8 protein-coding genes are annotated in these 9,404 nt (G+C 60.0%); all 8 read right to left on the bottom strand.

The window, feature by feature from the left end:
- On the bottom strand, window positions 1-558 hold a 558-nt coding region (locus tag CAI21_RS19490), incomplete at its 3' end, for a contractile injection system protein, VgrG/Pvc8 family (RefSeq protein ID WP_181919543.1).
- A gap of 170 nt (window positions 559-728) precedes the next feature.
- Window positions 729-1,808 (bottom strand): CgeB family protein, encoded by a 1,080-nt coding sequence (locus CAI21_RS19485; protein WP_116303824.1) that lies wholly within the window; start codon window positions 1,806-1,808, stop codon window positions 729-731.
- On the bottom strand, window positions 1,805-2,908 hold the full coding sequence (locus tag CAI21_RS19480) for a CgeB family protein (protein ID WP_116303823.1): 1,104 nt from the start codon (window positions 2,906-2,908) through the stop codon (window positions 1,805-1,807). Before CAI21_RS19480 ends, CAI21_RS19485 begins: the two co-directional genes overlap by 4 nt.
- Window positions 2,905-4,020: a CgeB family protein gene (locus CAI21_RS19475; RefSeq protein WP_116303822.1), complete on the bottom strand. Its 1,116-nt coding sequence runs from the start codon at window positions 4,018-4,020 to the stop codon at window positions 2,905-2,907. The genes CAI21_RS19480 and CAI21_RS19475 overlap by 4 nt, the downstream gene beginning before the upstream one ends.
- A 30-nt stretch (window positions 4,021-4,050) precedes the next feature.
- Window positions 4,051-5,148 carry a glycosyltransferase family 4 protein gene (locus CAI21_RS19470; RefSeq protein WP_116303827.1) on the bottom strand — a complete coding sequence of 366 codons (1,098 nt, stop codon included), beginning with the start codon at window positions 5,146-5,148 and terminating at the stop codon, window positions 4,051-4,053.
- Window positions 5,149-5,177: 29 nt separating this feature from the next.
- On the bottom strand, window positions 5,178-7,199 hold the full coding sequence (locus CAI21_RS19465; protein WP_116303821.1) for a GDP-mannose 4,6-dehydratase: 2,022 nt from the start codon (window positions 7,197-7,199) through the stop codon (window positions 5,178-5,180).
- 99 nt (window positions 7,200-7,298) lie between these two features.
- Window positions 7,299-8,417: an SDR family NAD(P)-dependent oxidoreductase gene (locus CAI21_RS19460; protein WP_116303820.1), complete on the bottom strand. Its 1,119-nt coding sequence runs from the start codon at window positions 8,415-8,417 to the stop codon at window positions 7,299-7,301.
- A gap of 46 nt (window positions 8,418-8,463) precedes the next feature.
- On the bottom strand, window positions 8,464-9,177 hold the full coding sequence (locus tag CAI21_RS19455) for an SDR family oxidoreductase (protein WP_116303819.1): 714 nt from the start codon (window positions 9,175-9,177) through the stop codon (window positions 8,464-8,466).
- Between the last annotated feature and the right edge of the window lie 227 nt (window positions 9,178-9,404).

Raw genomic sequence — 9,404 nt, 5'->3', positions numbered from 1 at the left:
CACGCACAGCCGCTCCCGGCGCTGTGCGGCGTCGACCTCGAACCAATAAAACACCCCCGCCTCGGCGAGCTGGCGCTGGAGAAAGGCGAAATTACTCTCGAACGCCTGCAGCACATAATCGCGCACCGGGTACTGTCCCGAGAGCCGCCAATCAATCGCCTGGCGCGGCACGCCGCACTCGCCCAAGATCAGCTCGATCAGCTGCGGCAAGCTCAGCCCGCGCAACACCCGCGTGTGGACGGTCTTACCCGTCAGCGCCAACGGCGGCTCCAGATACAGCCGCGTGATCACCTCCGGCTGGGCGGCACAGGTCAGATCGCGCCCGCCGGTGATCACGCCGATCCGCAACCCCGCGCCCAAATCGGGCGTTTGCCAGCGCAGCCGGGCGCGCTGGCCCGCCAACTGCTGGACCGGATAGCCGCGGGGGATTTTGATGTCGATCTCGAAGCGGAAGGGGTGAGAGAAGCGTTCGGTGCCGTGTAAGGCGATGGCATTGAGCGGCGGGAAGTCCGCCACCTCCAGCGACAGACGTGAGAAATCCGTATCCCCCGGGTTCATAGAGCCTTCCTTGATATGTTGTCGGTTGCTTTTATTAGGGACGATTCTTTTAGATGGCGTCAGGCATGTCAAGTGCGACGCTTAGCTGGGCTCGCGGGTGCCGGCTTGATCGGCTCGGCCCCGCGATCTATGACGTAGAAAAAATCTATTCGAGGTTTAGGTTCGTGCCGTTAGGCGACTTTTTGCGCAACCTCCTGTAGGTACGCTTGGAGTTGCCGGGCGCGGTGAGCGGCAGTGTGCTCGGCGAGTACACGTTCGCGGGCGGCTTGGCCGATTGCCCGGCGTCGTGTCTCCGAGACTTCTTCTAGATAAAGCAGGGCATCGTTGCTGCTGTCGGCGAGGAGGATTTCTGTGCCGGGTTCGAACAGGGTCTCCAGTCCGGCCCAACGATCCGAGATCACCGGGGTGGCGCAGGCGGCGGCTTCGAATAAGCGTACGCTGGGAGAGTAGCCGGCGCGGATCATGTCGTCGCGTGTGACATTAAGCGTGAAGCGCTGGGCATTGTAGAACGCTCTATGTGCCGACGGGGGTATGTGTTCGCGATGTTCGACGTTCGCAGGCCAGTTGATGTCTGCAGGGTACTGGGCGCCGGCGACAATAAACGAGGACTGCGGTCGGCGGCGGGCGGGTTCTAGCAGCAGCGTTTCAACCCGCGGTTGGCGGTCGGTGCTATAGGTGCCGAGATAGCCGATATCCCATGTCGGGGAGGTCGGTTCCGGGTAGTACAATTCGGGGTCGAACGAGCAATACAAGGCGCGCGCGTGCGCGGCGCCGTACTGTTGCTCCAGCTGCGTTAAAATCGGGCCGCCGGTAAAGGATAAATACAGCTGATAATGGGGTATGAGGCTGGGGCTTAGGTATTCGTAATCGCCCCGCGCCAGTTTACTAAGGGTTGCCGGTGTGTCGATGTCGTAGAAGGCGGTCACGCCATCGGCGATGTGGGTCACCCATTCGCCTACGGCAACGCCTTCGGGCGTGAACGAGCCGACGATAACGGCGTCGGCGTTGGCGATAGCATCGGCATACTTGCGCTTAAGTTCCGCCAGATCCCGGTATAAGCGGGTTTGCCCATAGGGGGGATTGGGCAGATCCCGGTGCTGGGCATACCAGGGCACGTCGCGTTCGAGAAATAAAACGTCCTGACCTTGTCGGCAAAGCTCGCGCACGAGGCTACGATAGGTGGTGGCGTGGCCGTTGCCCCAGGATGAGGTGATGGATAAGCCGATAATAACGAGGTTCGGGCGTTTCATACGTGTAGCGTTCTCCCTGCTTGTTCTGGACGGTAACGGCGTCCTTCCAGTAAAGCTTCGACTTCGGCCGCTCGATGCGCGTAGGTGTGCTCGTTGACGACGCGTTTAAGGGCTTGTTGGCCGATATGGCGTGCGCGCTCTTCGGTAAGGTCGTCGAGTAGGGCCGCCACGTCTTGTCCGTTGTGGGCAACTAATATCTCTCGCTCGGGCTCGAGAAAGAGCTCGATGCCTTCCCAGGCGTCGGTGACGATGCAGGCGCCGGCACCGGCGGCTTCGAAAACCCGCGTGGCGGGCGAGAATCCGTAGCGGGCCATGCTGGCTCGGCTGATGTTAAGGACGGCTCGGGCGCTGGCGTTGATGGCGTTATGGTCACGGGTGTAAACATGGCCGATGTAGTCGATATTGGTACTCATCGGCTTGTCGTCCCAGCCACTTCCGCCGAGTAAGAAGCGGTGGCGGGGGCGGCTGGCAGCCGGTTCGAGGAAGAAGCGTTCGACTCGTGCTTCGCGATCCGGCAGGCGGTTGCCGACAAAGGTAAGGTCGGCGGCGAAGCGCGGGTCGGCGGCAACGGGATGATGGGTGCTTACATCCAGGCCGTTGTAGATGGGGATGCAGTGCTTGGCCCCGAGTGCGCTATAGGCGCGAATAACGGGATCGCCGCCGCCGTAGGTCAGAATCATGTCGTAACGGGGTATTTGCTTGCGTGCCGGGTCGTCGGGAGAGGCTTCTATGCGATCTAGGGTTGCCGGTGCGTCCACATCCCAGAATATGACGATGTTGCTCGGGCGTTTGAGGTCGGCGATAGCTTGCTCCAGATAGTTGTCGAAGACGCCGACGCCGCTGGCTTTAATGATGACGTCCGCATTCGCGGCCTCCGCCAAGGCACGGTCCACCGCGGTTTGTTCGGTATCGTAGACCACGACGCGCGCCCATTGCGGGTCGGGGAGGTCGCGGTGTTGCTGGCGTTCGAACGCGTCGGGCTCATAGAAGCTGACGTCGTGGCCACGCTCATGGAGATTGCGCACCAAGCCTCGGTAGTAGGTGGCGGCGCCGTTCCAATAGGCAGAAACCAAGCTGGAGCCGAAAAATGCGAACTTCATGCGGTTTGTTCCTTTAGTTCCGATGAGTCGAGCTGGCGATAAATGGCAAGCAATTCGTCGACTCGGTGCGCGCAGGTGTGCTTTTGTTGGATGGTGCTTAATCCATGTCGGGCGAGTTCTTCGCCGAGCGCGGGTTCGTGCTTGAGTGCTCGGAGGTGCTTTTGCATCGACTGACCGTTGTTGGCGACGAGGTAATCGCGGCCGGGGCGAAATAGGCCTTCGCTGTCTTGCCAGGGGGCGGACACCAGGGGAATGCCGCAGGCCAGCGCTTCAAAAACGCGAATGGTGGGAATGCCGGGCAAGGTTTTGACATACGGTCGGCGTGGTACATGCACGGTAAAGCGGTGGCGGGCAAAAGCGTGCGGGACCTCGAAGTTCGGTAGCCAGTCTCGGTATCCGATGCCCGCCGCGCGAAGGGCGACAAGCGCCGATTCGGGGTAGCGTACGCCGTGTAGGTTGGCGCTAAGTTTGAGTTGCCGAACCGGCTCTAGCAGAAATTCCTGTAGCTCTTCGCTGCGTTCGTTGTCGCCCCAGTTGCCGATCCAGACCAGGTCGGCTTCGGTATCGATCTGCGGCATGGGGTGGAAAATACGGGTGTCGGCCGCCTCGTGCCAGGTCCAGGCCTGACGGCTCCAGCCGGCGGCTTGGTAACGTTCGCGAACGGCTTCGCCAAACGCCAATACGCCGTCGTAGGCGTCTAGCGGGTAATCGGCCATGGCGCTCGGGTCGCTGACGGTACGGTGGTGCGTGTCGTGAAATAATAGCCTGTAGCGGCCTCGATGGGCGCGATGGCGGCCGATCCTCGCGACCAGCTCGTGCGGGCTCCATTCGTGAACCAGCACCAGGTCGGCATTATCCAGGGCGCGATCTAGATCGAGGCTGTCCAGTTCGTAAAACGCGCTGCGCAGGGTGGGTAGTCGTCGATGAAAACGCTCGATAGCTTCCGGGCCGTGGGCCTGGCGAAGGTTCTGTAGGCTCCAGCCATCGCGGGGTTCATACACGGCGACGCTATGGCCGCGCGCCTGTAGCTCCGTCACTACGCCGCGGAGAAAGTGGGCATTGCCGTGATTCCAATCGGAAATCAGCGAGTGATAGAACATGACGATATGCATGTCGAAAAGCTCCTTCTTCTCCTGGTCGGATCAGGCGGTGCTACCGAGCTGGTCGAGGTCGCGCGGCGAGCCCGATTGCTGCTGCAAATGACGGTAGGCGCGCAAGTAGCCGGCCGTCATGCGCGCGCTACTAAAGTGAAGGGCACGGCGGCGAGCGAGCGTGGCGTAGTATTGGCGTAGTCGGGGTTGATCGATGAGCGCTTGCAGCGTGTCGCGCAAGGCCCTTGTGTCGTCCGGCGGGACGAACAAGGCCGTATCGCCCCAGATTTCTCTGAGCGAGGGTATATCGCCTAGCACCAGGGCGCAGCCGGCCAGCGCCGCTTCCAGTACGGAAAGTCCGAAGGGTTCGTAGCGGGCGGGGAGGGCATAAATGGCGGCACGGCCGAACCGCCGAGCGAGCGCTTCGGTAGCGAGCGGACCGGGGAGTTCGACGTTGCGGTATTGGCGTTGGCCGCCGTCGGGATGTTTACTATCGCCGACAATTTCGACCGGCCAAGACAGCTCGGGAGCTATGCTTGCCAGCGCCGCCGCGTTCTTTGCTTCGTCCCAAAGCCGTCCGGCCGAGACGATTCGGGCCTGTTTAGGGGCGGGCGGGTAATCCTCGGGGCGGCGGCCGTTAGCGATTACCCGCGCGGCCCGGAACGGTCCGTAGAATACTTCGGCGTCGGCCAGCATGGCGCCGGACGGCGCGGTTACCAGGTCGGCGCTGCGTAAACCGCGACGAACGTGCTGAAGATAAAGTTGCCAGTCGTTGTCGGGTAAGTGTCCTTTGACATGCCGGTACCAGGACCAGACGCAGGAGTGGGCGGTTATCAGGAGTGGCGCCGGCCAATTGAGGTGGCCGTGGTAGTAATGGTTGAGGTGAATGACGTCGGGGCGGAGACGTTCGGCCAGCGTCAGCAGCCAGGCGTCGAGTTCGGCCAGTTCCTGCCACGGGGATTGCATCCACTCTAGGCGGCCGGGGCGGCTATGCAGCGTCAATTCCGGAATGGCATCCGCTTGTCGCCGCTGTTCTGCGCTCGGTGCCGGGCCTAAGCAAACCAAGTCTGTGCCTATGCCGTGACTGGCCAAGTCTCGCGCTAGTTCGAGGGCGAATTGCCAAACGCCGCCGACGGCGTCGGTGCTCATTAATATGCGCTTTGGGGCGAGTTGCTGCATTAAGCGGTGCTCCGGACACGTGGATCGGCGCGTACGACATAAGAATCCGTAAGCCATTGGTGTAGGCGTTGAATGCCTTGCTCAACACTGACTTGTGGCTGCCATCCTGTCGCTGCCTGAAACAGGCGGGTATCGGAGACGTAATAACGTTGGTCGCCGGGGCGCCAGTCGGCGAACGCGATGTCGGGTTTGTTACCCTGGAGTTGGCCGATCAACTCGATCAGTTGCAGCAGGCTGACGCAGTTGCTCGGCCCGCCTCCGATATTGAATGCCCGACCTGCCAAGCTGTCCATTCGCTGCTCGGCGAGGAGAAAGGCATCAAGTAAATCTTGGACAAAGAGTATGTCCCGCGTTTGGCGGCCGTCGCCGTATAAGGTAATGGGTTCGCCTTTCTGAGCGCGGATGAGAAAGTGCGCGACCCAGCCCTGGTCTTCGGTGCCGAACTGGCGAGGGCCGTAGATACAGCTCATTCTTAAGACGACAGCCGGCACGCCGAGACAGCGCGCGTAGTCGATCAGATACTGATCGGCTCCGCCTTTGGAGCAGCCGTAGGGGCTATGGAAATCAAGATTGCGACGCTCGTCGATACCGTAGCGACGCAGCTCCGGGTCGCTGGGCTGGTAGCGATCGTCGATGATGTCCAGTGCGACATCGGGCAGACTGCCGTAGACCTTGTTGGTAGAGGCAAAGGCAATGCTGGGCGGTTGCGGTTGCTTGCGGGCCGCCTCCAACAGATTAAGAGTGCCGTGCAAGTTAATTCGAAAATCCATCATCGGATCGTCGAGGCTGGTGGTAACGGCCACTTGTGCGGCGAGGTGGTAAATGTGCTTGATGCCCTTTATCGCCGGTTCCAGCGCGAATGTATTGCGCATGTCGGCGGGAACGAATTCGATGTGATCGCCATAGTGTTCGCGTAGCCAGCGAAGGTTGTGCTCGACCCCAGGCCGGTCGAGGTTATCGACGACACGCACCCGACGTCCGGCTTTTACCAGCCGCTCGACGAGGTTGCTGCCGATAAAACCCGCGCCGCCGGTTACCATCACTTCCGGTGCCGGTTGTAAAGTGCCCGGCGTTTGTGCCCAGGTGGCCGTTTGGCGTATGCCTTCGAGGCCATATTGCGCCCAGTGTCGGAACAATAGTTTTTCCCGGCCTGAGGCGGTTTTCAGACCGAAGTGATAATCGCGGGGGTCGTTGTGGTAGCCGGCTGTGGAGGGGCGCTCCATCAGCAGATCGCGTAAGGAAAGCCAATAGGCACGCTCGACCGGTAAATTTAGTGCATCGTTAAATACTTTTAGCTGCCGGTATTCGTCGTTACGCCAGGTGGGATAGCCCACTTCGGTCAGCCAGATGCGTGCTTTCGATCCGTATTGCTTAAGAACGCGCTCAATCCGTGCGATTTGGCTTAATAAGTCTTCGTGCGTGACGTCGTAACTATCGGGAAAAGCGTGGATGCCGACGACATCGATGTGCTCCATAACCCCGAGCTGAAACATGGTGTGGAGCCAGTTGGGGTCAATGGGGCTCATGCCGCCGAGTGCGGTGCGTTTGCCGCGTTGGCGCGCCCAGTAGGCGGCGCCGCCGATGGTTGCAGCGAACTTCTCCCAGGTGTTATCGAGGGTGAAGTCCCATTCCCGCATATTATTCGGTTCGTTCCACAGCTCGACATACTCGAAAAAGTCGCCGTAGCGGGTGATGCAAACATCGAGGAAGTCGGCATAGTCCTTGGGATTACGCGGTGGCGCGGCGGTTGCCGGGAGCTCGGCGAGCGAAGGCGGCGTATAAACGAAACAGGGCAGTAGCTCGACCTCTTTGGCGAGTTTCGGCAGTAGCCAGTCGTACCAGCGTTCTCCCGTCTCGGTGAGGTAATCGGCCCAAGAAACACCGAGGCGTAAGCGCTGCACGCCTAAACGGCGGATGTCTGCAAGCGCTTCTTCCACCGCCTCGTAGTCGCCTAGCCAGAACCACTCTAGCAGTCCCATCAGGGTTTCCGAGTTTCTCTCCGGTGCGAGATGTTTGGCCATGATGATCTCCCTCCCGGGACTAAAAGGCTTTTGAGCAACAACGGCCTTGGCCGCCGGCGGTGTCGCCGGTGTTTGCCGTCCCGTTTGCTTTTACCCGCCTCAAAGGCTGAGCCCCCGCCGAGTCAGTTCCTCTCTCGCTTGGGGAACACGGTCGATTGCCGATGTTCTGGGCAGCCAGTCGGCAAGTTCCTGCAGGCCGTCTTCCAGATCTACTTGAGGCCGATAACCGAGAATTTCTTCCGCTAAAGCGATATCGGCAAAACAATGTCGTATATCGCCGACCCGGTAATCGCCGGTAATTTGCGGCTCGATGTCCGGACAGTTCAGCGCCTGGGCCATACGCCGTGCGATACCGGATACGGTGTAAGCCTGGCCGCTGCCGATATTGAACACGCGCCCGGTAGCAGCGTTTGCTTCCAGTGCAAGGCGCGCTGCCCGGCTGACGTCGTGTACGCTGACGAAATCGCGGCGCTGTTCGCCGTCTTCGAAAATCAGCGGCGGTTGGCCATTGAGGTAACGGGAGGCAAAGATGGCCAGCACGCCCGTGTAGGGGTTCGATAGCGCCTGGCGCGGGCCGTACACGTTAAAGAAGCGCAGCGCCGTGGTCGGTATATCGTAGGCTTCGCCGATAAGGAGGCACATCCGTTCCTGGTCGAACTTCGATAGCGCATAAATCGACGCGAGATCGGCAGGTTTGCTTTCCGGGGTCGGGACAGGCGTGAGTTGCTCGCCACTCGGGCTGAGAGGCTCCCAGCGGTGCTCTCGCAACTGGCCCCGACTGCGGCGGACGGTATCGGTCGCCGCTCCGCTGGCGTCTTGGTATAAGCCTTCTCCGTACAGACTCATGCTGGACGCCAATACCAGCTTTTCGACGCGCTGCTTGGCTAATTGCTCCAGTAAAACGGCGGTTCCAAAGTTATTGGTTTCCGTGTACTGAGCGATTTCGTACATGCTTTGGCCGACGCCTACGGCAGCGGCAAAGTGGAAGACGGCATCGACGCCTTGCAAGGCATGCGCAACCGTTTCCGGATCGCGGATGTCGCCTTCTATCAACTCGATGTCGGAATCCAGGTAATCGGGGCGACGCCGTGATTGGCCATGGACTTGTTCGCTCAGGTTGTCCAATGCCCGGACACGATATCCCTGCTTGATGAGTTCGTCGGCTACATGCGACCCGATAAAGCCTGCACCGCCGGTAATCAGTACTCTCTTGCTCATCGCCGTCTCCCTTCCCTGGCTCATCCGCTCGATGGCCCTTCGGTGATCAGAACACCTGCTTCCGTGGCCGAACCGTGATGTGGTTAATGGCCACTTCCGGTGCCCGCGTCAGCGCGAAAACTACAAGTTCAGCTATGTGGGCGGGGTCCAGACTCCCGTAGCCGATCTCTTCCACGCTTTGCTCGCCTGCGAGCAGATTGTCGAAAAACGATGTGTCAACCACGCCGGGGGACACGGTGCATACTCGAAGAGCGGATTGCGCTTCCATTCGCAGCGTCTCGGCGATGTCGGCAAGTGCGGATTTGCTAGCGCTGTATACGCCGCCGCTGGGGTGCGGTTGGCGAGCGGAGACCGAGCCGATGAATACGACATCGCCGCCCTGGTTCTCCAGCATGGGCGGGACAAAGGCGCGGATTAAGCGCAAGGCGCCAAGAAAATTGGTATCGACGAGGCGCTGCCATTTCTCCGGATCGCCTTCGCATAAAGGCTCGTACAGTCCGATGCCGGCATTGAGTACAAGAATATCGGGTAATGCTTGTGCGCTATGGAGGCGATCGAACAGCCTATCGACCTCCGCACCGATACGAATATCGGTACGGTGATGGGTAATCCCGGCAGGAAGCCCGACGGCCGGCGGTGCGATATCGGCATTTGCAACCCGGGCCCCCGCAGCGCTTAGCGCCTTGCAAATGGCCATGCCAATCCCGGAACTCCCCCCGCTAACTAAGGCTTGTTTCGTTTCCAGCGTCATGCAAGTCATGTGCTTTTACATGTCCATGTATGGATGCGGCGAATCGAAAGGAGATCGGCCGCTAGCCGGTTTTGTCTTTCCCTACAATAACGCCGGCTGAAGAGTTGTGCGCTGCAACGCGTGAAAAACATAATTTCTAAAATAGCTATTCAAAATATGCCGTTCTAACTCCCTGTTCTGAAAGCTATCGCTGTCCGATCTTCATTAGCATTTACTGCTGGTTGAACAGTATTCGT

This window comes from Alkalilimnicola ehrlichii, assembly GCF_003399765.1.
Lineage (GTDB): Bacteria > Pseudomonadota > Gammaproteobacteria > Nitrococcales > AK92 > AK92.
The sequence above is the reverse complement of the archived record's forward strand: the minus strand, read 5'-3'. Positions and strand labels throughout refer to the sequence as shown.

Coding starts and splice junctions, on each gene's coding strand:
- CAI21_RS19460 (WP_116303820.1), bottom strand. CDS start 8,417: ATGAGCAAGAGAGTACTGATTACCGGCGGTGCAGGCTTTATCGGGTCG.
- CAI21_RS19455 (WP_116303819.1), bottom strand. CDS start 9,177: ATGACTTGCATGACGCTGGAAACGAAACAAGCCTTAGTTAGCGGGGGG.
- CAI21_RS19470 (WP_116303827.1), bottom strand. CDS start 5,148: ATGAGCACCGACGCCGTCGGCGGCGTTTGGCAATTCGCCCTCGAACTA.
- CAI21_RS19480 (WP_116303823.1), bottom strand. CDS start 2,908: ATGAAGTTCGCATTTTTCGGCTCCAGCTTGGTTTCTGCCTATTGGAAC.
- CAI21_RS19465 (WP_116303821.1), bottom strand. CDS start 7,199: ATGGCCAAACATCTCGCACCGGAGAGAAACTCGGAAACCCTGATGGGA.
- CAI21_RS19475 (WP_116303822.1), bottom strand. CDS start 4,020: ATGCATATCGTCATGTTCTATCACTCGCTGATTTCCGATTGGAATCAC.
- CAI21_RS19485 (WP_116303824.1), bottom strand. CDS start 1,808: ATGAAACGCCCGAACCTCGTTATTATCGGCTTATCCATCACCTCATCC.